We start from the raw sequence: 23,667 nt of genomic DNA, 5'->3' as shown, positions 1-23,667 counted from the left end.
TACGTCTTGTTATCAAGCGCCTCATCTATCAAGGACACCCCATGACTACCCCGGAAAAAGCCCTGCGTTCGCAACGCCTGAACCAGATAACCCACGAGCCGCACAGCAAACTCGATGCGCTGGTCAAAGCCCACGCACTATTCGAAACCCGCGCCAGCTTCGCCCGTTTCGTCGTCGCGCAGTACCTGTTCCAGGCGGAACTGGTCGAGCTGTACAACGATGCCGAACTGACCGCGATCGTCCCGGATCTACCGGCCCGTTGCCGCGCCGAAGCGGCCAAGGCTGACCTTGCCGACCTCGACACCGAAGTCCCGGCGCCGGTGGCCGGCGCGCTGAAAAACCCGAGCAAGGCGCGGGCGCTGGGCTGGATCTTTGTTTCCGAGGGTTCCAAGCTCGGCGCGGCGTTTTTGATCAAGCGTGCGGTGGCACTGGAACTGAGCGAAACCTTTGGTGCCCGGCATTTGGCTGAACCGCAAGGTGGCCGCGCCGAGGGCTGGAAAAGCTTCGTACGCACCCTCGATGCGTTGCCGTTCACCGCTGAGGAAGAGGCTGAAGTGGAGCAAGGTGCGCTGGATGCATTCAACCGCTTTACCGTGCTGCTGGAACGGGCTTATGCGACAGAAGCCGAACCGGCCTGAGCGCCACGAATATCCCTGTGTAGGAGCTGCCGAAGGCTGCGATCTTTTGATGTTGCTTTAAAGATCAAAAGATCGCAGCCTTCGGCAGCTCCTACAGGAGGCTGCGTAAGCCTGTAAGATCCCCGTTCCGCTCCAGAAACCACCTCGAGCCCATGCCCGCACCCGCCCCATCAAAACTCGCCCGTCTGCTGTTCGGCCTGCTGGCCTATGTCAGCCTCGGCATTGGCCTTGTCGCCATCGTCGTGCCCGGTCTGCCGACCACCGAGTTCATCCTTTTAGCCGCGTGGGCCGCGACCCGCAGTTCGCCGCGCCTGAGTGCGTGGCTGGAAAATCATCGCCTGTTCGGGCCGATCCTCAGTAACTGGCGCAACGGCAGGATCATCGCGCGCAAGGCCAAGCTCAGTGCCACCGTCAGCATGCTGCTGTGTGCGACGTTGATGCTGGTGATGCTCGACCACGGCTGGCCGATCTATCTGGCGATTGCCGGCATGGCCACGGGCAACCTGTGGATCTGGTCGCGCCCGGAAACGCCCATCGCGGTAGTGAAACATCCCTGTAATTAAAGCCTTTTCAGCACTTTCCCCTGCGCAAACGTTTAGCAGCGACCGTCCGTCGGCAAGCGCCTCATGCCGTTTCGCTTAACGCCGATGAGGATTGAATGGCGCTGAATGGATTTGGCAAACCGGGCTCCCGGCCCAGCCACCTGTTTATTCCATTCGCGAGATCGCCCCATGTTCGACTCTCTTTCCATTCGCCTGAAAATCGTCCTGCTCTCCGGCCTGTGCCTGCTCGGAGTGGTGGTGCTGATTGTCAGCATGAACATCTACCAGACCAACCAGAACGACGCGCTGGTCAGTCAATCCAGCAACCAGTTGCTCACCGCCAGCGTGCAGAACCTGCTGCAGGCCAAGGCCGCCGAACAAGCGGTGCGGGTGCAGAAAACCTTTGGTGAAAGCCTGCTGGTGGTCACCGCCCTCGCCGACCAGATCAAGGATCTGCGGACGATGGCGGCCAAGCGTTCGCTCGAAGCCGGCGCTGTTCGTGAAGAGTTGAACCAGAGCCTGAAAACCGCTTTCGAGCGCAACGATAAAGTCCTCGGTATCTGGCTGGCCTTCGAACCCAACGGCCTCGACGGCAAGGACAGCGAATTCGCCAACGATGCCGCGCGGCAGTCCAACGAAGCCGGGCGCTTCGCCTCGTACTGGAGCCGTGCCGCCGGCGCCGCGCTGAATACGATCATGGTCGAGGACGACTTGACCAAGACCACCCTCAGCGTCAGCGGCACGCCGTACAACAGTTGGTACACCTGCCCTCGCGACAACAAACGCACCTGCCTGCTTGACCCGTATGCCGACACGGTCGGTGGCAAGGAAATGCTCATGACGACCATTTCCGTGCCGCTGCTGGTGGATGGCAAAGCGATCGGCGTGGTTGGTGTCGACATTGCGCTCGACGCCCTGCAAGCCGCCGCCGTCGACTCGCAGCGCAGCCTGTTCAACAACGCCGGGCACATGCTGATCGTCTCCGGCAGCGGCGTACTGGCGGCCGACAGTGCCGACGCGACGCGAGTGGGCAAAAAAATCAGCGACACCCTCGGCGCTGACGGCAAGGATGTATTGCAACTGGTCGGCAGCGGCACGGCAAAAATTCTCCAACAGGGCGAGCTGATTCGCGCGGTTTACCCGGTCGACCCGATCGGCAATTCGCGGGCCTGGGGCGTGGTCATCGACCTGCCCGAGCACGTGCTGCTGGCCGACTCGGTGAAACTGCAAGCGGTGCTGGATGACGCGCAACAAACCGGCGTCATCACTGCCCTGCTGGTGGCGGGCGTGGCCGGTCTGGTCGGCCTCCTGCTGATCTGGCTCACCGCCTCCGGCGTCACCCGTCCGATCAACAGCGTCGCCGACATGCTGAAGAACATTGCCAGCGGCGAAGGCGATCTGACCCAGCGCCTGAACTACAGCAAGAAAGACGAACTGGGCGAACTGGTGAACTGGTTCAACCGCTTCCTCGACAAGCTTCAGCCGACCATCGCGCAGATCAAACAGAGCATCACCGAAGCACGTGGCACGGCCGATCAGTCGTCGGAAATTGCCCGCCAGACCAGCGAAGGCATGCAGGTGCAGTTCCGCGAAATCGATCAGGTCGCCACCGCGTCCAACGAAATGAGCGCCACCGCCCACGACGTCGCCAACAGTGCCTCGAACGCGGCCAATGCGGCCAAGGGTGCCGATCAGTCGGCGAAGGACGGTATGGCGATCATCGAGCGCAGCACCCGCGACATCAATCAACTGGCCGATGAGGTGAGCAAAGCAGTTACCGAGGTCGAAGCGCTGGCAGTGAACAGCGAGCAGATCGGCTCGGTGCTGGAAGTGATTCGCAGCATCGCCGAACAGACCAACCTGCTGGCCCTCAACGCTGCCATCGAAGCCGCCCGCGCCGGCGAAAGCGGTCGCGGTTTTGCCGTGGTCGCCGACGAGGTGCGCAACCTGGCCAAACGCACGCAGGATTCGGTGGAAGAAATCCGCATCGTCATTGAGCGCATCCAGACCGGTACCCGTGGCGTGGTCGCCACCATGCACTCGAGCCAGACCCAGGCGCACAACAACGCCGGGCAGATTCGTCAGGCCGTTGATGCGCTGGGCAAGATCAGCGACGCGGTGACGGTGATCAGCGACATGAACCTGCAGATCGCCAGTGCCGCCGAAGAGCAAAGCGCCGTGGCCGAAGAGGTCAACCGCAACGTCTCGGCGATTCGCACCGTGACCGAAACCCTGACCGAGCAGGCCACCGAATCGGCAGCGATCAGCAGCCAGCTCAACAGCCTGGCGAGCCAGCAGATGAAATTGATGGATCAGTTCCGCGTGTAACGGCCCAGCATAAATCCCTGTGGGAGCGAGCCTGCTCGCGAAGCGGTCGTCATATCCAACATCCGTGTTGACTGACACGACGCCTTCGCGAGCAGGCTCGCTCCCACTGGGGAAACGGGTTCACATCCTGGTTTCATCTAAACCGCGATTCTTTTGCACTATCATCGCCCTCTCGTTCCGGAGGGCCTTCGATGACTGATCTGCTCACGTCCATCCAAACCGCACTCGATTTGCCTCACACGCCAATACCCTTCACCGGTGACGGCGCGCTGCCCTCGGCGTTCGCCGTCACTGAACTGGCCTGCGCCAGCATCGCCGCTGCCGGCCAAGCGCTCAGCGAATTGCTTCACCAGCAAACCGGGCACTTGCCTGCGGTTGCAGTCGACCGGCGCCTGGCCTCGTTCTGGTTCTCCACCTCGCTTCGCCCGATCGGCTGGCAGGTGCCGCCGTTATGGGACGCGATCGCCGGCGACTATGCGACCCGGGACGGCTGGATCCGTCTGCACACCAACGCTCCGCATCACCGCGCCGCCGCTGAACGCGTGCTCGGTGCCTGCGCCGACCGCGCCGCAATGGCGGCGAAAGTCGCGCAATGGGACAGTGCGGATCTGGAACAAGCAGTGGTCGACGCCAACGGCTGCGCCGCCGAGATGCGCAGTTGGGCGCAGTGGCAGCAGCATCCGCAGGGGCTGGCGGTGAATGCCGAAGCGCTGGTGCAATTCATCGAGCAGACGGACGAGAACCGCAGCCCATGGCAAGGCTCGCTCGCACGACCTCTGGCCGGGATCAAGGTGCTCGACCTGACCCGCGTCCTCGCCGGTCCCAGCGCCAGCCGCTTTCTCGCCGGGCTCGGCGCAAACGTGCTGCGCATCGATCCACCGAGCTGGAACGAACCCGGCGTCGTTCCGGAAATGACTGTCGGCAAGCGCTGTGCGCGGCTGGATCTGCAAGTGCCAGCGGATCGCGCAGTGTTCGAAGGTTTATTGCAAGACGCCGACATCTTGCTCCACGGCTATCGCGCCGATGCGCTGGAACATCTGGGGTTTGGTATTGAACGCCGAAGGCAACTGGCACCGGGGCTGATCGACGTCTGCCTCAATGCCTACGGCTGGAGCGGCCCCTGGCAGAACCGCCGGGGCTTCGACAGCCTGGTGCAGATGAGCAGCGGCATCGCCGAGGCCGGACAGCGCTGGAAGCACAGCGATAAACCGACGCCACTGCCGGTGCAGGCACTGGATCATGCGACCGGGTATCTGATGGCGGCGAGTGCAATAAGGCTGCTGACTGAACGACTGGCCAGCGGTCGCGGGGGTTCGGCGCGGTTGTCGCTGGCACGGACGGCGAAGCTGTTGCTTGAGCATGGGCCGGGGATGCTTGACCCACTGCGGGCTGAAGACGCACTGGATCAGGATCCGGCGATTGAACACACCGCGTGGGGACCGGCGCGGAGGTTGCGCGTGCCGCTGCAGATCAGCGGGACGGCGATGCGGTGGAATTGGCCGGCGACGGAGTTGGGCTCGCATCCTCCGTGTTGGCCATGAGAAGCCCCTCACCCTAGCCCTCTCCCAGAGGGAGAGGGGACTGATTGGGGGATATTGGAGAGTTACGCCGACGTGAAAGATTTTCGTCGAATCCATAATCAACTCGATCGCTCAGGTCGATGTATAGCGCCAGACACCTCGGTCGGTCCCCTCTCCCAGAGGGAGAGGGGACTGATTGGGGGATATTGGACAGTTACGCCGACGTGCAAGATTTTCGTCGAATCCATAATCAACTCGATCGCTCAGGTCGACGTATAGCGCCAGACACCTCGGTCGGTCCCCTCTCCCTCTGGGAGAGGGCTAGGGTGAGGGGCTGCTTTTCAGATCACAACGACAACACCCCGCTATACAACCCATACGCCGCCAGCCCCGCCCCGATCACCACGCAAGCAAAAATCCCCTTTTCCACCGTAGTGAAAACCGGTTGCCCCTGTTCACGCTTGGCCTTGGCAAACAGGATCACCCCCGGCGCATACAGCAGCGCCGACAGCAGCAGATATTTCACTCCCCCGGCATACAACAGCCACACCGCGTAAACCAGGGCGATGCCGCCGATCAGCAGATCCTTTGTACGTTCCGCCGAGGCGTGTTCGTAGGTTTCGCCGCGCCCGCTGAGCAGCACCGCATAGGCCGCCGACCACAAATACGGCACCAGAATCATCGACGACGCCAGATAGATCAGACTGGTGTAAGTACCCGCCGAGAACAGTGTGATCAGCAGGAAAATCTGGATCATCACATTGGTCAGCCACAGCGCGTTGACCGGCACGTGGTTCTTGTTTTCCTTCTTCAGGAACGCCGGCATGGTTTTGTCTTTGGCCGTGGCGAAGAGGATTTCCGCGCACAGCAAGGCCCATGACAACAACGCGCCCAACAGCGAAATCGCCAGTCCGATGCTGATCAGCAACGCACCCCACGGCCCGACGATGTGCTCGAGCACCGCTGCCAGTGATGGGTTTTGCAGATTGGCCAGTTCCGGTTGACTCATGATGCCCAGCGACAGCACGTTGACCAGCACCAGCAGCGCCAGCACGCCGAGAAAACCGATCACCGTGGCGCGGCCGACGTCGCTGCGTTTTTCTGCGCGAGCCGAATAGACGCTGGCGCCTTCGATGCCGATGAACACGAACACGGTGACCAGCATCATGTTGCGCACCTGATCCATCACCCCGCCGAAGTTCGGGTTGCTGCGGCCCCAGATGTCGCGGGTGAAGATGTCAGCCTTGAATGCCACGGCAGCGATGACGATGAACATGATCAGCGGCACGACCTTGGCCACGGTGGTCAACTGGTTGATCAGCGCCGCCTCCTTGATCCCGCGCATCACCAGAAAATGCACCGCCCACAACAGCACCGAAGCGCAGCCGATGGCGATCGGCGTGTTGCCCTGGCCGAATACCGGAAAGAAATAACCGAGGGTGCTGAACAGCAACACAAAATAGCCGACGTTGCCCAGCCAGGCGCTGATCCAGTAACCCCACGCCGACGAAAAACCCATGTAATCGCCGAACCCGGCCTTGGCGTAGGCGTAGACGCCCGAGTCCAGCTCCGGCTTGCGATTGGCCAGGGTCTGAAAGACGAAGGCCAGCGTCAGCATGCCGATTGCGGTGATGCCCCAGCCGATCAGGATCGCCCCGGCATCGGCGCGCGCCGCCATGTTTTGCGGCAACGAGAAAATCCCCCCGCCGATCATCGACCCCACCACCAGCGCGATCAACGCACCAAGGCGCAGCTTTTGCGTCGGTTGCGACATGCAGATCTCCTTGAAAGAGCCGTTGTTGTTTATTTGTAACAACTGCCGACTAAAAGCCTAAGGGTAGATGACGTTTATCAGGTAATGGCCAATTTCGCACCGTTATATATAGCCGACCACGATAACGCTTAGCACGTTAAGTCAGTTTTGTGCGCCAATCTTGATTATTCAATTCTGTACTGAAAACAGATGACGGACATTTGCCAAACGCGGAAAAGCAACTAGCGTCATAGTTCGAAAGCATTAATTGCTATTCCCAATTGCGTAAGCGAAACGGCTCTGGGACGGGCCTTCCAGAGCACAGTGCTATGCCCGCAACGGGTGGATAAGTCATTCATTAACAATGGAATGTGGCCATGCACTGATCCAAGTCAGCTATTCGAACAGACAACGGTACTAGGCTGTGAGCTCTCCTTTCCTGCAATGGAGTCATGCAAATGTCTGAAGCGCCCGGAAAACTAAGACTCGGTGCACTGGTTGCACTGGTAGTCGGTTCAATGATCGGTGGCGGGATATTTTCGTTGCCACAAAACATGGCCGCCAGCGCCGACGTCGGTGCAGTGCTGATCGGCTGGGCCATCACCGCCGTCGGCATGCTCACCCTCGCATTTGTTTTTCAAACCCTCGCCAATCGCAAGCCTGACCTGGACGGCGGGGTCTACGCCTACGCCAAGGCCGGATTCGGCGACTACATGGGTTTCTCATCGGCCTGGGGCTACTGGATCAGCGCCTGGCTGGGCAACGTCGGTTACTTCGTTCTGCTGTTCAGCACCCTCGGCTATTTCTTTCCGATCTTCGGCGAAGGCAATACCCCGGCGGCGGTGATCGGCGCGTCCTTGCTGCTGTGGGGCGTGCATTTTCTGGTGTTGCGCGGGATCAAGGAAGCGGCGTTCATCAACCTGGTGACCACCGTCGCCAAGGTCGTGCCGCTGCTGCTGTTCGTGTTGATCGCAGTCTTCGCGTTCAGACTGGACATCTTCACCGCCGACATCTGGGGCGTGAAAAACCCCGATCTGGGCAGTGTGATGAACCAGGTGCGCAACATGATGCTGGTCACCGTCTGGGTGTTCATCGGTATCGAAGGCGCGAGCATCTTCTCCGCCCGCGCCGAGAAACGCTCGGATGTCGGCAAGGCCACCGTGATCGGCTTCATCACCGTGCTGCTGTTTCTGGTGCTGGTGAACGTGCTGTCGCTGGGCATCATGACCCAGCCGGAACTGGCGAAACTGCAGAACCCGTCGATGGCCGCCGTGCTTGAGCATGTGGTCGGTCACTGGGGGGCGGTGCTGATCAGCGTCGGCTTGATCATCTCGCTGCTCGGTGCGCTGCTGTCGTGGGTGCTGCTGTGTGCGGAGATCATGTTCGCCGCCGCCAAAGACCACACCATGCCGGAGTTTCTGCGCAAGGAAAACGCCAACCATGTGCCGGTCAACGCCCTGTGGCTGACCAACGCGATGGTGCAGGTGTTCCTGATCATCACCCTGTTCTCGGCCAGCACTTACCTGTCGCTGATCTACCTCGCCACCTCGATGATTCTGGTGCCCTACCTGTGGTCGGCGGCCTATGCCCTGCTGCTGGCGGTGCGCGGCGAGAGCTACGAAGGCTTTGCCGCCGAGCGGCGCAAGGATCTGATCATCGGCGGTATCGCCCTGATCTATGCGGTGTGGTTGTTGTACGCCGGCGGGGTCAAGTACCTGCTGCTGTCGGCCCTGCTCTACGCGCCCGGCGCGATCCTGTTCGCCAAGGCCAAGCTGGAACTCAAACAACCGGTTTTCACCAACGTCGAGAAGCTGATTTTCGCCGCAGTGGTCGTGGGTGCCGTGGTGGCGGCCTACGGTCTCTACGATGGCTTCCTGACGCTGTAACCCCTGATTGAATTGTCATCTGGAGGAACACAGAAATGACCACGGAAAAAGTGAAGTACGGCGTCCACTCCGAAGCCGGGAAACTGCGTAAAGTCATGGTTTGCTCCCCAGGTCTGGCCCATCAGCGGCTGACCCCGAACAACTGCGATGAACTGCTGTTCGATGACGTGCTGTGGGTGGCGCAGGCCAAGCGCGATCACTTCGACTTCGTCACCAAGATGCGCGAGCGCGGCATCGACGTGGTGGAAATGCACAACCTGCTGACCGACATCGTTGCCATCCCCGAAGCGCTGGACTGGATTCTTGAGCGCAAAGTCACTGCCGACTCGGTGGGCCTGGGCCTGATCAGCGAAGTGAAATCCTGGCTGAAAAGCCTCGAGCCACGGCACATCGCCGAATTCCTGATTGGCGGCGTGTCGGCCGATGATCTGCCGGACAGCTTCGGTGGCAAGACCATCCAGATGTTCCGCGACTTCCTCGGCCACTCCAGCTTCATCCTGCCGCCGCTGCCCAACACCCAGTTCACCCGCGATACCACCTGCTGGATCTACGGTGGCGTGACGCTGAACCCGATGTACTGGCCGGCGCGCCGTCAGGAAACCCTGCTGACCACCGCCATCTATAAATTCCATCCGCAATTCACCAACGCCGAATTCGAGATCTGGTACGGCGACCCGGACAAGGACCACGGCAACTCCACCCTCGAGGGCGGCGACGTCATGCCGATCGGCAACGGCGTGGTGCTGATCGGCATGGGCGAGCGCTCATCGCGGCAGGCCATCGGCCAACTGGCGCTGAACCTGTTCAACAACAAAGCGGTGGAAAAAGTCATCGTCGCCGGCCTGCCGAAGTCCCGCGCAGCAATGCACCTGGACACCGTGTTCAGCTTCTGCGACCGCGACCTGGTGACGATCTTCCCGGAAGTGGTCAACCAGATCGTCGCCTTCACCCTGCGTCCTGACGAAAGCAAACAGGGTGGCATCGACATCCGCCGCGAAGAAGGCAGCTTCCTCGACACCGTCGCTGCGGCGCTGAACCTGCCGAAACTGCGCGTGGTGGAAACCGGCGGCAACAGCTTCGCCGCCGAACGCGAGCAATGGGACGACGGCAACAACGTGGTGGCAATGGAACCAGGCGTGGTCATCGGCTACGACCGCAACACCTACACCAACACTCTGCTGCGCAAGGCTGGCGTGGAGGTCATCACCATCAGCGCCGGCGAACTCGGCCGAGGCCGTGGCGGCGGCCACTGCATGACCTGCCCGATCATCCGCGACCCGATCGATTACTAATCTTTGAGCCTTCGCCGCGACTTATCGAGCGCGGCCAAGGGGATAACCGAAACCCAAGGAGATCCATCATGGCTTTTAACATTCACAACCGTAACCTGCTCAGCCTGGAACACCACACCCCACGTGAGCTGCGTTACCTGCTCGACCTGTCCCGTGATCTGAAACGCGCGAAATACACCGGCACCGAGCAACAACACCTGAAGGGCAATAACATCGCCCTGATCTTCGAGAAAACTTCGACCCGCACCCGTTGCGCCTTCGAAGTGGCGGCCTATGACCAAGGCGCCAACGTCACTTACATCGACCCGAACTCGTCGCAAATCGGCCACAAGGAAAGCATGAAGGACACCGCCCGCGTGCTCGGGCGCATGTACGACGCCATCGAGTACCGTGGCTTCAAACAGGAAATCGTCGAGGAGCTGGCCAAGTTCGCCGGCGTGCCGGTGTTCAACGGCCTGACCGATGAATATCACCCGACCCAGATGATCGCCGACGTGCTGACCATGCGTGAGCACGCCGACAAGCCGATCCATGAAATCAGCTACGCCTACCTGGGCGACGCGCGCAACAACATGGGTAACTCGCTGCTGCTGATCGGCGCCAAACTGGGCATGGACGTGCGCATCTGCGCGCCAAAAGCACTGTGGCCGCTGGACGATCTGGTCGCGCGCTGCAAAAAATACGGTGAGGAAAGTGGCGCACGCATCACCCTCACCGAAGATCCGAAAGAAGCGGTCAAGGGCGTGGACTTCATTCACACCGATGTCTGGGTATCGATGGGTGAACCGGTGGAAGCCTGGGCCGAGCGCATTCAGCAACTGCTGCCGTATCAGGTCAACGCCGAGCTGATGAAGGCCACCGGCAACCCGCGTACCAAGTTCATGCACTGCCTGCCGGCGTTCCACAACAGCGACACCAAGGTCGGCAAACAGATCGCCGAACAATATCCGCACCTGAAAAACGGTATTGAAGTGACCGACGACGTGTTCGAGTCGCCGGCCTGCATCGCCTTCGAGCAAGCGGAAAACCGCATGCACACGATCAAGGCGATTCTGGTCTCGACCCTGGCTGATCTCTGACGCCACAGCGCTCCCACTGAAGGAACCGGAAACCCAATGTGGGAGCGAGCCTGCTCGCGAAAGCGGTGGGTCATTCAACAGCGATGTCGACTGATCTGACGCGTTCGCGAGCAGGCTCGCTCCCACAGGGATATCGGTTCCAGCAGGGAGATCGAATCGTTTGTCATTCCTCTGCTTAGAAGGATTGCACCATGCGTATCGTCGTAGCCCTGGGCGGTAACGCCCTGCTCCGCCGTGGTGAGCCGATGACCGCTGACAACCAGCGCGCCAACATCCGCATCGCCACCGAGCAAATCGCCAAGATCCATCCCGGCAACCAACTGGTCATCGCCCACGGCAATGGCCCGCAAGTCGGCCTGCTGTCGCTGCAAGCGGCGGCCTACACCTCTGTCACCCCATACCCGCTGGACGTGCTCGGTGCCGAAACCGAAGGCATGATCGGCTACATCATCGAACAGGAATTGGGCAACCTGCTCGACTTCGAAGTGCCGTTCGCCACCCTGCTGACCCAGGTTGAAGTCGACGCCAACGACCCGGCTTTCAAGAAGCCGAGCAAGCCGATCGGCCCGGTCTACGAGAAAGCCGAAGCGGAAAAACTCGCCGCCGAAAAAGGCTGGGCGATTGCCCCGGATGGCGACAAATTCCGCCGCGTGGTGGCCAGTCCACGGCCGAAGCGCATCTTCGAAATCCGCCCGATCAAGTGGCTGCTGGACAAGGGCAGCATCGTCATTTGCGCTGGTGGCGGCGGCATTCCGACCATGTATGACGAAAACCGTAACCTTAAGGGTATCGAGGCGGTGATCGACAAGGATCTGTGTTCGTCGTTGCTTGCCGAGCAATTGGAAGCCGATTTGCTGGTGATCGCCACTGACGTCAACGCAGCGTTCATCGATTACGGCAAGCCGACGCAGAAAGCCATCTCCGAAGCCCACCCTGACGAACTCGAACGCCTTGGTTTCGCCGCCGGCTCGATGGGGCCGAAGGTGCAGGCAGCCTGCGAATTCGCGCGCCATACTGGCAAGGTCGCGGTGATCGGTTCGCTGGCCGATATCGAAGCCATCGTCCAGGGCACCGCCGGTACGCGGGTCAGCACGGCGAAGCCGGGGATCAGCTACCGATAACAATAAACGCCGGGGCAGGCTCAAGACCTGCTCCGCTTCCATGCCTTGAAAGGAGTAGCTCAATGGCCCAGTTCGAACCCGGTCATCTGCACATCGAGCGGCACGCGTTGACCGACGATGACGTCAATTACAACGTGCATCTGGACTATGAAGTGTTCACCGATCCGCAGAAAGGCAAGGGGATTCAGTTCACCCTGCACGGCAGCATGCAGGGCAAGGACATGAAGGAGGCGTTTTTCCTGCCCAAGGAAGAGGCCTACAACTTCGCCCGCGATGTCACGCGGATCGCCGAGAAGTACGGCATCCCCAAGACCCACAGCCAGATCGGCTCGGTGCACAAGCATTACGATCTGATGTTTGAAGACATTCGGCAGAAGTTGAATATGCAGTCGGGGGATCCGGTGAACCTCGAGCATTTCGAATAAAAATCAAAAGCCCCTCACCCTAGCCCTCTCCCGGAGGGAGAGGGAACCGATTGGGGGATGCTGCAGCATTGCGTCGACCTGATCCTGCATCACTGAATCCATAATCGCCCGGTACTTTCAGGTCGATGCATAACCCCAGACACCTCGGTCGGCTCCCTCTCCCTCCGGGAGAGGGCTGGGGTGAGGGGGCTTTTGATTTAAGGCATACTTGCCCCCCTCCGCACTACAGATCACTGAACCGCCCCCATGCGTATCCACGTCAGCTTCATCGACCGCGTCGGCATCACCCAGGAAGTCCTGGCTATCCTCGGTGGGCGCAATCTCAATCTGGATGCGGTGGAGATGATCCCGCCGAACGTCTACATCGACGCGCCGACCCTCAGCCCGCAAGTGCTCGAAGAACTGAAAGATGCGCTGTTTCGCGTGCTCGGCGTGGAAGCGGTGACCGTGGTCGATATCCTCCCCGGCCAGCGCCGGCACTTGCAGCTAGATGCCCTGCTCGCGGCGATGACCGACCCGGTGCTGGCCCTCGACAGCGCCGGCAAGGTGCTGCTGGCCAACCCGGCGTTGATTGCCCTGTACGGTCGCGAACCGGCCGGTGAAAGCGTCTCGGCGCTGTTCAATGAGCCCGGCCTGCTCGATACCCTGCTGGAAAACGGCTTTCGCCTGCCGCTGCGCGAGATCACCGTCAACGGCCAGACCCTGCTGCTCGACGCCACGCCGATCACCGACGCCGGCGCCCTGCTGACCCTGTATCAACCGAACCGCATCGGCGAACAACTCTCGGCACTGCACCACGATCACGCCGAAGGCTTCGACGCGCTGCTCGGCGAGTCTCCGGCGATCCGCACACTCAAGGCCCGCGCGCAACGCGTCGCCGCCCTTGATGCACCGTTGTTGATTCAAGGCGAAACCGGTACCGGTAAAGAACTCGTCGCCCGCGCTTGCCATGCCATCAGTGCACGGCACAGCGCTCCGTTTCTCGCCCTCAACTGCGCGGCGCTGCCGGAGAACCTCGCCGAGAGCGAACTGTTCGGCTATGCCCCCGGCGCCTTCACCGGTGCGGCGCGTGGCGGTAAGCCAGGGCTGATGGAGCTGGCCAACCAGGGCACGGTGTTTCTCGATGAGATCGGCGAGATGTCGCCGTACTTGCAGGCCAAATTGCTGCGCTTTCTCAACGATGGCAGCTTTCGTCGGGTGGGCGGTGATCGTGAAGTGAAGGTCAATGTGCGCATCCTCAGCGCTACCCACCGCGATCTGGAAAAAATGGTCAGCGAAGGCTTGTTCCGCGAAGACCTGTTCTATCGCCTCAATGTGCTCAACGTCGAAGTGCCGCCGCTGCGTGAACGCGGTCAAGACATTTTGCTGCTGGCTCGCTACTTCATGCAGCAGGCCTGTGCGCAGATCCAGCGCCCGGTCTGCCGCCTGGCGCCCGGCACTTATCCGGCGCTGCTCGGCAATCGCTGGCCGGGCAACGTGCGGCAACTGCAGAACGTGATTTTCCGCGCGGCAGCGATTTGCGAGAGCAGCCTTGTCGATATCGGCGACCTCGACATCGCCGGCACCTCCGTCGCGCGCCAGAGCGACACTGAGGTGGAAAGTCTCGAACAAGCGGTCGAATCGTTCGAAAGGGCGCTGCTGGAAAAGCTTTACGTCAGCTATCCCTCGACCCGGCAACTGGCGAGCCGCTTGCAAACCTCGCACACCGCCATCGCCCATCGCCTGCGCAAATACGGCATTCCCAATAAACCCTGACTCACCACGCATCCCTATTGCAGGAAATTCCCCATGTGGGAGCGAGCCTGCTCGCGAAAGCGGTCTATCAGCGAAATAGCTGGCGCCTGACACACCGTCTTCGCGAGCAGGCTCGCTCCCACAAGGTTTTATGGCGGATTCAAAATCCGTTCAAAAACGACCTCTATCTGTACCGAAAGCGCTACAGCGGAACGATATCGCTACACCCGCCTGTGACCAGCGCTGCGCAACGCTTTGATCCGATTAAGCTTTTCTCCTCGCCCCAAGCTGTAGCGATTTCGCTACAGGCGCAACCTGCCGACACCCACCTAAAAAATCCAAGCCATTGATTTATATAGATAAATCAACCTTGGCCGCATTCTTGCTACCTGCCTCCTCATCTATAAAGGGCTTCCCCGCCCCAAGCTTTCCACCGCGTCCACCAGACGAGTCTGGCCCCTGAGGAGTTTCCATGAGCGAGTTGCGTTTTACTGAAGATCACGAATGGCTGCGCACCGAAGCCGACGGCAGCGTTACTGTCGGCATCACCGCATTCGCGCAGAACGCCTTGGGCGACGTGGTGTTCGTGCAACTGCCTGAGCTGCAGGCTTACGAAAAAGGCGCTGAAGCCGCCACCGTGGAATCGGTGAAAGCCGCCAGCGGCGTGTACATGCCGCTCGATGGCGACGTGCTGGAAGTCAACCCGGCGCTGGAGAACGCTCCTGAGCTGGTCAACGAAGATCCGCTGGGCGAAGGCTGGTTCTTCCGCTTCCAGCCAAGCGACGCCGCCGCTGTCGGCAAACTGCTTGATCAGGACGCTTACGACCGTCTGATCAAAGCCCAAGCCGAAGCCTGAGGAATTACGCCATGACCGCCATCAATCTCGGCACCGCCAACGAATTCATCGCCCGTCACATCGGCCCGCGCGCCGGTGACGAGCAAGCCATGCTCAACAGCCTCGGCTTCGATTCCCTCGAAGCGCTGAGCGCCAGCGTCATCCCGGAAAGCATCAAGGGCACCAGCGTGCTCGGCATGGACGACGGCCTCAGCGAGGCCGACGCCCTGGCGATGATCAAATCCATCGCCGGCAAGAATCAGCTGTTCAAGACCTACATCGGCCAGGGCTACTACAACTGCCACACGCCGTCGCCGATCCTGCGCAACCTGCTGGAAAATCCGGCCTGGTACACCGCTTACACCCCATACCAGCCAGAAATTTCCCAGGGCCGTCTCGAAGCGCTGCTGAACTTCCAGACCATGATCAGCGACCTCACCGGCCTGCCGATCGCCAACGCCTCGCTGCTCGACGAAGCCACCGCCGCTGCCGAAGCCATGACCTTCTGCAAACGCCTGAGCAAGAACAAGGGCAGCCACCAGTTCTTCGCCTCGATCCACAGCCATCCACAGACCCTCGACGTGCTGCGCACCCGTGCCGAGCCGCTCGGTATTGACGTGGTCGTGGGCGATGAGCGCGAACTGACTGACGTCACGCCGTTCTTCGGCGCGCTGCTGCAATACCCGGCGAGCAACGGTGATGTGTTCGACTACCGCGAACTGACCGAGCGCTTCCACGCCGCCAACGCTCTGGTGGCCGTGGCCGCTGACCTACTCGCCCTGACCCTGCTCACCGCACCGGGCGAATTCGGTGCCGACGTTGCCATCGGTTCGGCGCAACGCTTCGGCGTGCCGCTGGGCTTCGGTGGCCCGCACGCCGCTTACTTCTCCACCAAAGATGCGTTCAAGCGCGACATGCCCGGCCGTCTGGTCGGTGTCTCGGTTGACCGTTTCGGCAAGCCGGCCCTGCGTCTGGCGATGCAGACCCGCGAGCAACACATCCGCCGCGAAAAGGCCACCTCGAACATCTGCACCGCTCAAGTGCTGCTGGCCAACATTGCCAGCATGTACGCCGTCTATCACGGCCCGAAAGGCCTGACGCAGATCGCCAACCGCGTGCATCACCTGACCGCGATCCTGGCCAAGGGCCTTACTGCTCTCGGCACTCAAGTTGAACAAGCCAGTTTCTTCGACACCCTGACCATCGCTACCGGCGCAGACACCGCTGCGCTGCACGACAAGGCGCATGCTGAGCAGATCAATTTGCGTGTGATCGACGCCGAACGTCTGGGCCTGTCGGTCGACGAAACCACCACTCAGGCTGATATCGAAACCCTGTGGGGCCTGTTCGCTGACGGCAAGGCCCTGCCGGACTTCGCTGCGCTGGCCGCCTCGGTGCAGAGCACCATCCCTGCTGCGCTGGTGCGCCAGTCGCCGATCCTCAGCCACCCGGTGTTCAACCGTTACCACTCGGAAACCGAGCTGATGCGCTACCTGCGCAAACTGGCGGACAAAGACCTGGCGCTGGATCGCACGATGATCCCGCTGGGCTCGTGCACCATGAAACTCAACGCCGCCAGTGAAATGATCCCGGTGACCTGGGCCGAATTCGGTGCACTGCACCCGTTCGCCCCGGCCGCACAAAGCGCCGGTTACCAGCAACTGACCGATGAGCTGGAAGCGATGCTCTGCGCCGCCACCGGTTACGACTCGATCTCGCTGCAACCGAACGCTGGTTCGCAAGGCGAATACGCAGGTCTCCTGGCGATCCGCGCCTACCACCAGAGCCGTGGCGATGAGCGCCGCGACATCTGCCTGATCCCGTCGTCGGCCCACGGCACCAACCCGGCCACCGCGCAAATGGCTGGTATGCGTGTGGTCGTCACCGCGTGCGATGCCCGTGGCAACGTCGACATTGAAGACCTGCGCGCCAAAGCCATCGAGCACCGCGAACACCTCGCCGCGCTGATGATCACCTACCCGTCGACCCACGGCGTGTTCGAAGAAGGCATTCGCGAGATCTGCGCGATCATTCACGACAACGGCGGCCAGGTGTACATCGACGGCGCCAACATGAACGCCATGGTCGGCCTCTGCGCACCGGGCAAGTTCGGCGGCGACGTTTCGCACCTGAACCTGCACAAAACTTTCTGCATCCCGCACGGCGGTGGCGGCCCGGGCGTCGGTCCGATCGGCGTCAAATCGCACCTGACCCCGTTCCTGCCGGGCCACGGCCAGATGGAACGCAAGGAAGGCGCGGTCTGCGCGGCACCGTTCGGCAGCGCGAGCATTCTGCCGATTACCTGGATGTACATCCGCATGATGGGTGGTGCCGGTCTGAAGCGCGCTTCGCAACTGGCGATCCTCAACGCCAACTACATTTCCCGTCGCCTCGAAGAGCATTACCCAGTGCTGTACACCGGCAGCAACGGCCTGGTGGCGCACGAGTGCATCCTCGATCTGCGTCCGCTCAAAGACAGCAGCGGCATCAGCGTCGATGACGTCGCCAAGCGCCTGATCGACTTCGGCTTCCATGCGCCGACCATGTCGTTCCCGGTCGCCGGCACATTGATGATCGAGCCGACCGAAAGCGAATCCAAGGAAGAACTGGACCGCTTCTGCGACGCCATGATCCGCATCCGCGAGGAAATCCGCGCAGTGGAAAACGGCACCCTGGACAAGGAAGACAACCCACTGAAAAACGCCCCGCACACCGCAGCGGAACTGGTCGGCGAATGGACCCACCCGTACAGCCGCGAGCAAGCCGTTTATCCGGTCGCGTCGCTGATCGAAGGCAAATACTGGCCGCCGGTCGGCCGTGTCGACAACGTCTTCGGCGATCGCAACCTGGTCTGTGCCTGCCCGTCGATCGAAAGCTACGCTTAATGGAATGAGGGGCTGAATATCGGCCCCGATTTCAGCAATACCCTAGATCCCCCTGTGGGAGCGAGCCTGCTCGCGAAGGCGCCATTTCAGTCAACGTAAATGGTGGCTGATCCGACGCTTTCGCGAGCAGGCTCGCTCCCACAAGGGATCTGCACCGATCTCAAAAACTGCGCCAATCCCCATAACAAGAAACCGGAGAACCACTCATGTCGTTAAGCGTGTTCGACCTGTTCAAGATTGGCATCGGTCCCTCCAGTTCCCACACCGTCGGCCCGATGCGCGCTGCTGCGCGCTTTGCCGAGGGTCTACGCCGTGAAAACCTGCTGACCAGCACCGCCAGCGTGCGTGTCGAGCTGTACGGTTCGCTCGGTGCTACCGGCAAAGGTCACGGCAGCGATAAAGCCGTGCTGCTCGGCCTTGAAGGCGAGCACCCGGACACAGTCGACACCGAAACCGTCGCCGCGCGCCTGCAGGAAATTCGCGGCAACGCCCGCTTGAACCTGCTCGGCGAACACAGCATTGCGTTCAACGAGAAAGAACATCTGGCAATGATCCGCAAACCGTTGGCCTATCACCCCAACGGCATGATCTTTCGCGCCTTCGATGCGGCGGGGATTCAGATCCGCAGCCGCGAGTACTACTCGGTCGGCGGTGGTTTTGTTGTCGATGAAGATGCTGCCGGCGCCGATCGCATTGTCGAAGATGCAACGCCACTGACCTTCCCCTTCAAAAGCGCCAAGGACTTGCTCGTTCATTGCGCTACGTACGGGCTGTCGATCAGTCAGGTGATGCTGACCAACGAAAGCGCCTGGCGCCCGGAAGCCGAAACCCGTGCCGGCCTGCTGAAAATCTGGCAGGTGATGCAGGACTGCGTCGCTGCTGGCTGTCGTAACGAAGGTATCTTGCCGGGCGGTTTGAAGGTCAAACGCCGGGCGGCGGCGCTGCATCGGCAATTGTGCAAGAACCCGGAATCGGCCCTGCGCGATCCGCTGTCGGTGCTCGACTGGGTCAATCTTTATGCACTGGCGGTCAACGAAGAAAACGCCAACGGCGGACGCGTGGTCACTGCGCCCACCAATGGCGCGGCGGGGATCATTCCGGCGGTGCTGCATTACTACATGCGTTTTATCCCCGGGGCGAATGACGACGGTGTCGTGCGATTTCTGCTGACCGCTGCCGCAATCGGCATTCTTTACAAGGAAAACGCTTCGATCTCCGGCGCCGAAGTCGGTTGTCAGGGTGAGGTCGGTGTGGCCTGTTCAATGGCGGCCGGCGCTCTGTGCGAAGTGCTCGGCGGCAGCGTGCAACAAGTCGAAAACGCCGCGGAAATCGGCATGGAACACAACCTCGGCCTGACCTGCGACCCGATCGGCGGCCTGGTACAAGTCCCGTGCATCGAGCGCAATGCGATGGGTTCGGTGAAAGCCATCAATGCCGTGCGCATGGCCATGCGTGGCGACGGCCAGCATTTCGTATCCCTCGACAAAGTCATTCGCACCATGCGCCAGACCGGCGCCGACATGAAAAGCAAATACAAGGAAACCGCCCGCGGCGGCCTGGCGGTCAACATTATCGAATGCTGATTACGAACTCAGCCAAACGTAACTAGCTCCCTCTCCCTCCGGGAGAGGGCTGGGGTGAGGGGCTCTTGATCCTGCCTCTCACCCGCAACCCAAATTCAAAGGAGCCACGCATGTCCACCGAACAACTCTCGAAAACCCCGCTGCACGCACTGCACCTCGAACTCGGCGCGCGCATGGTGCCGTTCGCCGGCTACGACATGCCCGTGCAATACCCGCTCGGCGTGATGAAAGAACACCAGCACACCCGCGAACAGGCGGGGCTGTTCGACGTCTCGCACATGGGCCAGATTCGTCTGACCGGTGCCAATGCGGCCAAAGCCCTGGAAACCCTGGTGCCGGTGGACATCATCGACCTGCCGGTGGGCATGCAGCGTTATGCGATGTTCACCAACGAAAGCGGCGGCATCCTCGACGACCTGATGGTTGCCAATCTGGGCAATGACGAGTTGTTCCTGGTGGTCAACGCCGCGTGCAAGGATCAGGATCTCGCGCATCTGCAAAAACACATCGGCGATCAGTGCACCATTACGGCGCTGTTCGAAGAGCGCGCCCTGCTCGCCCTGCAAGGTCCGGCAGCCGTCACGGTGCTGGCGCGTCTTGCGCCGGATGTGGCGAAGATGACCTTCATGCAGTTCAACCGTGTGTCGTTGCTCGGCGTGGACTGTTTTGTCAGCCGTTCGGGCTACACCGGTGAAGACGGTTTCGAAATCTCGGTACCGGCCGCTGAAGCGGAGAAACTCGCCCGCGCCCTGCTCGCCGAACCAGAGGTCCAGGCCATCGGCCTCGGCGCCCGTGATTCGCTGCGTCTGGAAGCCGGCCTGTGCCTGTACGGCCATGACATGAACACCGAAACCACGCCGATCGAAGCCAGCCTGCTTTGGGCGATCTCCAAGCCACGCCGCGCCGACGGCGCACGGGCCGGCGGTTTCCCGGGCGCCGAGCAGATCTTCGCGCAACAACAGAACGGCGTCGCACGCAAACGCGTCGGCCTGCTGCCACAGGAGCGTACCCCGGTGCGTGAAGGCGCAGAGATCGTCAACGAGTCCGGCGAGATCATCGGCAGCGTCTGCAGCGGCGGCTTTGGTCCAACCTTGGGCGGGCCATTGGCGATGGGTTACCTCGACAGCGCCTACGTCACGCTCGATACACCTGTGTGGGCCATCGTCCGTGGGAAAAAGGTGCAAATGCTTGTAAGCAAAATGCCATTTGTTCCACAACGCTACTATCGCGGTTGATCGACTGTTTCTATAAGTAACGCGATTGCGTTATGCGTGCACTAATGTGTAACGCAATCGCCATAAAACAGTGCGTTTTTTATCATCTGTTTCGAATATGAACGTTGCTTATAACGACTGCAAAGAACTGAACCAGACAATCGTCCAAGACTGCACTAGTGAACTGACTAATTGCCCCGAAGAGCAGTAAAACCGGGGTCTTCGCAGGGCTTGTTTTTTCTCCCGTAGTTGGCGTAGAGTTTGTCCACTGTGTTTGCATGGGTCAGCTTGGAATCGTGACCTGGGCAGTAGCCTACAAGTTAGCTACATCCCGCTCGACGTCTTCTTACTCCTTGCAACCAGCTCCAGTACTCTTTCATGTGAAAGGGGCTGTCATCAATTTATGCGTCAAAGGAAATAAGAAATGTCCACACGTCAGAGCGGTACCGTCAAGTGGTTTAACGACGAGAAAGGTTTTGGTTTTATCACTCCAGAAAGCGGTCCGGATCTGTTCGTACATTTCCGCGCCATTCAGGGCAACGGCTTCAAGAGCCTGAAAGAAGGCCAGAAAGTGACTTTCGTTGCCGTGCAAGGCCAGAAAGGCATGCAGGCTGACGAAGTACAAGCAGAAGCCTGATCTTCTGATACGAAAAAGCCCCTGATATTGATATCAGGGGCTTTTTTGTGCGCGCTTATCCGTAAAATGGCGCTTCCATTCGCGTCCCGAGGCTGCCATGTCGAAACACCTGCTCACGCCGCAAGGGGACTTTCCTCCCGTTGCTCTCGGTCGTCGTCTGGCGGCGATGTTCTACGACTTCCTGCTGTGCGCCGCCCTGCTGATCGTCACCGGATTCATCTATAAGTTGATCCAGGCGGCGATCATTGGCGAAGAGCGTCTGCGAGTGATGACCGACGCCGGCCAGCTGGATGGTGATCCGCTCTACTCCACGGTGCTGCTGTTGGTATTGTTCGGCTTCTTCGCCAAGTTCTGGACCCACGGCGGGCAGACACTGGGCATGCAGGTGTGGGGGATCCGCGTGCAGAACGCCAACGGCACAGCGATCAGCCTGTGGCAGGCGCTGCTGCGCTTTATGGTGTCGATCGCGTCGTGGTTGTGTATCGGGCTGGGGTTCTTCTGGTCGCTGTTCGACAAGCAGAAACGCACCTGGCACGACATCTATTCGGATACGCGTGTGGTGCGGATCCCGAAGAAGAGCAAATAATTTCCATGCTCAAGAGTCGGCCTGTGGTGAGGGGATTTATCCCCGTCCGGCTGCGTAGTAGTCGTAAAGGAGCCCACGCGGTATCCCTGATATGCCGCGGTGTTTGATTTAGGGCGGCTTCGCCACCCAACGGGGATAAATCCCCTCACCACAGGGCTCACTCATACAAGGGGTTCTCTCAGGCGTTACCCGCCAATTTCATCCGCGCTGCCTGGGTGAAGTCGAGCATGCGCTTCAATGGGCGGATCGCTTGGGGAATCAGCGCCGGATCGACAAAGATCTCGTTGGTGCCTTCCTTCAAGCTCTTGAGCGTGCGCTCAAGGGTGTTCATGGCCATCCACGGGCAATGTGCGCAACTGCGGCAAGCCGCGCCGTTACCGGCGGTAGGCGCTTCGATGAAGACCTTGTCCGGGCACAGCTGCTGCATCTTGTAGAAGATGCCACGGTCGGTGGCGACGATCAGGGTCTTGTTCGGCAGGCTTTGCGCGGCAGCGATCAACTGGCTGGTGGAACCGACGGCGTCCGCCAGTTCGATCACCGAAGTCGGCGACTCGGGATGCACCAGAATCGCCGCGTCCGGGTACAGCGCCTTCATGTCTTCGAGCTGCTTGGACTTGAATTCTTCATGGACGATGCAAGCACCGTCCCACAGCAGCATGTCGGCGCCGGTCTTGCGCTGAATATAAGTGCCCAAGTGCTTGTCCGGGCCCCAGATGATCGTCTCGCCGTTGTCCATCAGGCTTTCGACGATCTCCAGTGCACAGCTCGAAGTCACCACCCAGTCAGCCCGAGCCTTCACGGCGGCGGAAGTATTGGCATAAACCACCACGGTGCGTTCCGGGTGCTGGTCGCAGAACGCCGAGAACTCATCGACCGGGCAACCCAGGTCCAGCGAGCACGTCGCCTCCAGGGTCGGCATCAGCACGCGTTTTTCCGGGTTGAGAATCTTTGCAGTCTCGCCCATGAACTTCACGCCGGCGACCACCACGGTCTTGGCCGGATGGGCATTGCCGAAGCGGGCCATTTCCAGGGAATCGGATACACAGCCGCCGGTCTCTTCGGCCAGGGCCTGAATCACCGGATCGCAATAAAAGTGGGCAACCAGCACCGCGTCCTGAGCCTTGAGCTCGGCGGCGATGGCGGAACGGTAATAAGCCTCCTCTTCTGCCGTCAGCGGTTTGGGCTGTTTGGCGTCGAGGTGGGCTTGAACCAGAAGGCGTTCGGAAATCTGCGTCATGTTCGCAAGACCTGCAGGCGCATTCGCGCGAAAGTCGAGTATACACCCGGCTCCGGACCGTTAGAGGGTACCGCCGGGAGAGTGAGTATCATCAGGCACGGACAGCGTTGAAGCTGCGCAAGGCTACAGAATATCCCGTTGATACAAAAGATGATTCTGACCTGTGTCAGGCCGCCCGCGCTGAAACGTCGAACGCCCGAATTGCAGGCAAAAAAAAACCCGGAAATCCTCACTTTCGTGGGCCTTCCGGATTTTCTAAACCGCCAAATATGGTGGGTCGTGTGGGATTCGAACCTACGACCAATTGGTTAAAAGCCAACTGCTCTACCAACTGAGCTAACGACCCGCTGTGTGGTGGCGCGTATAATACTG

General features: G+C 60.6%; 18 protein-coding genes, 1 tRNA gene and 1 pseudogene. 17 read left to right on the top strand and 3 right to left on the bottom strand.

The window, feature by feature from the left end; translation table 11 throughout:
• Positions 1-41 precede the first annotated feature (41 nt).
• The 5 genes and pseudogenes from ACV8MC_RS13180 to ACV8MC_RS13160 all read left to right on the top strand — a co-directional run bounded on the left by ACV8MC_RS13180 (position 42) and on the right by ACV8MC_RS13160 (position 5,049).
• Entirely contained in the window at positions 42-638 is a 597-nt protein-coding gene (locus tag ACV8MC_RS13180; protein ID WP_457262273.1) for a biliverdin-producing heme oxygenase, read from the top strand.
• Positions 639-790: 152 nt separating this feature from the next.
• Positions 791-1,201, top strand: a complete 411-nt coding sequence (locus ACV8MC_RS13175; RefSeq protein WP_457262272.1) for a YbaN family protein — start codon at positions 791-793, stop codon at positions 1,199-1,201.
• Between the two features lie 105 nt (positions 1,202-1,306).
• Positions 1,307-2,602, top strand: a pseudogene (locus ACV8MC_RS13170) (PDC sensor domain-containing protein); the annotation flags it as partial.
• 150 nt (positions 2,603-2,752) lie between these two features.
• Positions 2,753-3,508 carry a methyl-accepting chemotaxis protein gene (locus ACV8MC_RS13165; RefSeq protein WP_371699605.1) on the top strand — a complete coding sequence of 252 codons (756 nt, stop codon included), beginning with the start codon at positions 2,753-2,755 and terminating at the stop codon, positions 3,506-3,508.
• Between the two features lie 191 nt (positions 3,509-3,699).
• Complete coding sequence (locus tag ACV8MC_RS13160; protein WP_457262271.1) at positions 3,700-5,049, top strand: CoA transferase; 1,350 nt, start codon at positions 3,700-3,702, stop codon at positions 5,047-5,049.
• 325 nt (positions 5,050-5,374) lie between these two features.
• Here ACV8MC_RS13160 and arcD (ACV8MC_RS13155) read toward each other — a convergent pair whose 3' ends face one another.
• The gene (arcD, locus tag ACV8MC_RS13155) at positions 5,375-6,802 is read right to left on the bottom strand and encodes an arginine-ornithine antiporter (RefSeq protein WP_076563934.1); all 1,428 of its coding nucleotides are present in this window, start codon (positions 6,800-6,802) and stop codon (positions 5,375-5,377) included.
• Positions 6,803-7,239: 437 nt separating this feature from the next.
• Between arcD (ACV8MC_RS13155) and arcD (ACV8MC_RS13150) the strand changes: the two genes are divergently transcribed.
• The 12 genes from arcD (ACV8MC_RS13150) (at position 7,240) to ACV8MC_RS13095 (ending at position 22,058) form a co-directional block, all read left to right on the top strand.
• Positions 7,240-8,667: an arginine-ornithine antiporter gene (gene arcD / locus ACV8MC_RS13150; protein ID WP_016773517.1), complete on the top strand. Its 1,428-nt coding sequence runs from the start codon at positions 7,240-7,242 to the stop codon at positions 8,665-8,667.
• A 35-nt stretch (positions 8,668-8,702) separates the two neighbouring features.
• Positions 8,703-9,959: an arginine deiminase gene (gene arcA, locus ACV8MC_RS13145; RefSeq protein ID WP_016773516.1), complete on the top strand. Its 1,257-nt coding sequence runs from the start codon at positions 8,703-8,705 to the stop codon at positions 9,957-9,959.
• 68 nt (positions 9,960-10,027) lie between these two features.
• Positions 10,028-11,038, top strand: coding sequence for an ornithine carbamoyltransferase (locus ACV8MC_RS13140; RefSeq protein ID WP_041479782.1), 1,011 nt, complete (start codon positions 10,028-10,030; stop codon positions 11,036-11,038).
• Between the two features lie 191 nt (positions 11,039-11,229).
• Positions 11,230-12,159, top strand: coding sequence for a carbamate kinase (gene arcC / locus ACV8MC_RS13135; protein WP_256808999.1), 930 nt, complete (start codon positions 11,230-11,232; stop codon positions 12,157-12,159).
• A gap of 62 nt (positions 12,160-12,221) precedes the next feature.
• Positions 12,222-12,584 (top strand): DUF5064 family protein, encoded by a 363-nt coding sequence (locus tag ACV8MC_RS13130; RefSeq protein WP_041479784.1) that lies wholly within the window; start codon positions 12,222-12,224, stop codon positions 12,582-12,584.
• 246 nt (positions 12,585-12,830) lie between these two features.
• Positions 12,831-14,339: a sigma-54-dependent transcriptional regulator gene (locus ACV8MC_RS13125; RefSeq protein WP_457262270.1), complete on the top strand. Its 1,509-nt coding sequence runs from the start codon at positions 12,831-12,833 to the stop codon at positions 14,337-14,339.
• Positions 14,340-14,790: 451 nt separating this feature from the next.
• Entirely contained in the window at positions 14,791-15,174 is a 384-nt protein-coding gene (gene gcvH, locus ACV8MC_RS13120; RefSeq protein ID WP_016773514.1) for a glycine cleavage system protein GcvH, read from the top strand.
• An 11-nt stretch (positions 15,175-15,185) separates the two neighbouring features.
• Entirely contained in the window at positions 15,186-18,038 is a 2,853-nt protein-coding gene (gene gcvP / locus ACV8MC_RS13115) for an aminomethyl-transferring glycine dehydrogenase (protein ID WP_457265512.1), read from the top strand.
• A gap of 206 nt (positions 18,039-18,244) precedes the next feature.
• Positions 18,245-19,621 (top strand): L-serine ammonia-lyase, encoded by a 1,377-nt coding sequence (locus ACV8MC_RS13110; RefSeq protein ID WP_457265510.1) that lies wholly within the window; start codon positions 18,245-18,247, stop codon positions 19,619-19,621.
• Between the two features lie 110 nt (positions 19,622-19,731).
• Complete coding sequence (gene gcvT, locus ACV8MC_RS13105) at positions 19,732-20,856, top strand: glycine cleavage system aminomethyltransferase GcvT (RefSeq protein ID WP_457265508.1); 1,125 nt, start codon at positions 19,732-19,734, stop codon at positions 20,854-20,856.
• A 403-nt stretch (positions 20,857-21,259) separates the two neighbouring features.
• Complete coding sequence (locus ACV8MC_RS13100; protein ID WP_003227496.1) at positions 21,260-21,472, top strand: cold-shock protein; 213 nt, start codon at positions 21,260-21,262, stop codon at positions 21,470-21,472.
• Between the two features lie 97 nt (positions 21,473-21,569).
• Positions 21,570-22,058, top strand: coding sequence for an RDD family protein (locus tag ACV8MC_RS13095; protein ID WP_457265506.1), 489 nt, complete (start codon positions 21,570-21,572; stop codon positions 22,056-22,058).
• 178 nt (positions 22,059-22,236) lie between these two features.
• Here ACV8MC_RS13095 and nadA read toward each other — a convergent pair whose 3' ends face one another.
• Both nadA and ACV8MC_RS13085 read right to left on the bottom strand, forming a co-directional pair.
• Entirely contained in the window at positions 22,237-23,295 is a 1,059-nt protein-coding gene (gene nadA / locus ACV8MC_RS13090; RefSeq protein ID WP_016773509.1) for a quinolinate synthase NadA, read from the bottom strand.
• Between the two features lie 270 nt (positions 23,296-23,565).
• Positions 23,566-23,641 (bottom strand) — tRNA-Lys (locus ACV8MC_RS13085).
• Between the last annotated feature and the right edge of the window lie 26 nt (positions 23,642-23,667).

It is taken from the genome of Pseudomonas sp. PK-RTE-24 (assembly GCF_054052265.1).
Note: the sequence above shows the minus strand (reverse complement) of the source record. Positions and strands in the feature narration are given on the sequence as shown.

Excerpts from the sequence above, each read along its gene's own strand:
- ACV8MC_RS13180 (WP_457262273.1), top strand. The coding sequence starts at position 42 with ATGACTACCCCGGAAAAAGCCCTGCGTTCGCAACGCCTGAACCAGATA.
- ACV8MC_RS13175 (WP_457262272.1), top strand. The coding sequence starts at position 791 with ATGCCCGCACCCGCCCCATCAAAACTCGCCCGTCTGCTGTTCGGCCTG.
- ACV8MC_RS13165 (WP_371699605.1), top strand. The coding sequence starts at position 2,753 with ATGCAGGTGCAGTTCCGCGAAATCGATCAGGTCGCCACCGCGTCCAAC.
- ACV8MC_RS13160 (WP_457262271.1), top strand. The coding sequence starts at position 3,700 with ATGACTGATCTGCTCACGTCCATCCAAACCGCACTCGATTTGCCTCAC.
- arcD (WP_076563934.1), bottom strand. The coding sequence starts at position 6,802 with ATGTCGCAACCGACGCAAAAGCTGCGCCTTGGTGCGTTGATCGCGCTG.
- arcD (WP_016773517.1), top strand. The coding sequence starts at position 7,240 with ATGTCTGAAGCGCCCGGAAAACTAAGACTCGGTGCACTGGTTGCACTG.
- arcA (WP_016773516.1), top strand. The coding sequence starts at position 8,703 with ATGACCACGGAAAAAGTGAAGTACGGCGTCCACTCCGAAGCCGGGAAA.
- ACV8MC_RS13140 (WP_041479782.1), top strand. The coding sequence starts at position 10,028 with ATGGCTTTTAACATTCACAACCGTAACCTGCTCAGCCTGGAACACCAC.
- arcC (WP_256808999.1), top strand. The coding sequence starts at position 11,230 with ATGCGTATCGTCGTAGCCCTGGGCGGTAACGCCCTGCTCCGCCGTGGT.
- ACV8MC_RS13130 (WP_041479784.1), top strand. The coding sequence starts at position 12,222 with ATGGCCCAGTTCGAACCCGGTCATCTGCACATCGAGCGGCACGCGTTG.
- ACV8MC_RS13125 (WP_457262270.1), top strand. The coding sequence starts at position 12,831 with ATGCGTATCCACGTCAGCTTCATCGACCGCGTCGGCATCACCCAGGAA.
- gcvH (WP_016773514.1), top strand. The coding sequence starts at position 14,791 with ATGAGCGAGTTGCGTTTTACTGAAGATCACGAATGGCTGCGCACCGAA.
- gcvP (WP_457265512.1), top strand. The coding sequence starts at position 15,186 with ATGACCGCCATCAATCTCGGCACCGCCAACGAATTCATCGCCCGTCAC.
- ACV8MC_RS13110 (WP_457265510.1), top strand. The coding sequence starts at position 18,245 with ATGTCGTTAAGCGTGTTCGACCTGTTCAAGATTGGCATCGGTCCCTCC.
- gcvT (WP_457265508.1), top strand. The coding sequence starts at position 19,732 with ATGTCCACCGAACAACTCTCGAAAACCCCGCTGCACGCACTGCACCTC.
- ACV8MC_RS13100 (WP_003227496.1), top strand. The coding sequence starts at position 21,260 with ATGTCCACACGTCAGAGCGGTACCGTCAAGTGGTTTAACGACGAGAAA.
- ACV8MC_RS13095 (WP_457265506.1), top strand. The coding sequence starts at position 21,570 with ATGTCGAAACACCTGCTCACGCCGCAAGGGGACTTTCCTCCCGTTGCT.
- nadA (WP_016773509.1), bottom strand. The coding sequence starts at position 23,295 with ATGACGCAGATTTCCGAACGCCTTCTGGTTCAAGCCCACCTCGACGCC.